1 protein-coding gene is annotated in these 969 nt (G+C 49.3%); it reads left to right on the top strand.

What is annotated here, in order from left to right:
* Positions 1–969, top strand: a 969-nt coding sequence (locus tag H9Y05_RS16200) for a PKD domain-containing protein (protein ID WP_216714906.1), incomplete at both ends; no start/stop codon positions are given.

The raw sequence follows: 969 nt of genomic DNA, 5'->3' as shown, positions 1-969 counted from the left end.
ACATATTGCAGTAACGGACCAGGGATGCCGTGATACGGTAACATATGCAATCACCGTTCATCCGTTACCAGTGGCGGACTTTACATTTGTCAACAACTGTGATAACGAAGCGGTGACATTTACAGGTACGTCAACAGTCAGTTCCGGTACCGTTAACCAGACCTTGTGGGATGTTCAGAGCGACGGCACGGTTGATTATACGACAGCCAACGGCTCACACGTGTACCCAAATGACGGTACGTTCAATATCACACATATTGCAGTAACGGACCAGGGATGCCGTGATACGGTAACACAGGCAATCACCGTTCATCCGTTACCAGTGGCGGACTTTACATTTGTCAACAACTGTGATAACGAAGCGGTGACATTTACAGGTACGTCTACGGTCAGTTCCGGTACTGTTAACCAGACCTTGTGGGATGTTCAGAGTGACGGAACGGTTGATTATACGACAGCCAACGGTTCACACGTGTATCCGAATGACGGTACGTTTAATGTGACGCATATTGCAGTGACCGATCAGGGATGCCGTGATACGGTAACACAGGCAATCACCGTTCACCCGTTGCCAGTGGCGGACTTTACATTTGTCAACAACTGCGACAATGAAGCGGTGACATTTACAGGTACGTCAACAGTCAGTTCCGGCACTGTTAACCAGACCTTGTGGGATGTTCAGAGCGACGGCACGGTTGATTACACGACAGCCAACGGTTCACACGTGTACCCAAATGACGGTACGTTCAATCTCACGCATATTGCAGTAACGGATCAGGGATGCCGTGATACGGTAACACAGGCAATCACCGTTCATCCGTTACCAGTGGCGGACTTTACATTTGTCAACAACTGTGATAACGAAGCGGTGACATTTACAGGTACGTCAACAGTCAGTTCCGGTACCGTTAACCAGACCTTGTGGGATGTTCAGAGCGACGGCACGGTTGATTATACGACAGCCAACGG

The sequence above is a fragment of the Taishania pollutisoli genome (assembly GCF_014518315.1).
Lineage (GTDB): Bacteria > Bacteroidota > Bacteroidia > Flavobacteriales_D > Crocinitomicaceae > Taishania > Taishania pollutisoli.
Note: the sequence above shows the minus strand (reverse complement) of the source record. Positions and strands in the feature narration are given on the sequence as shown.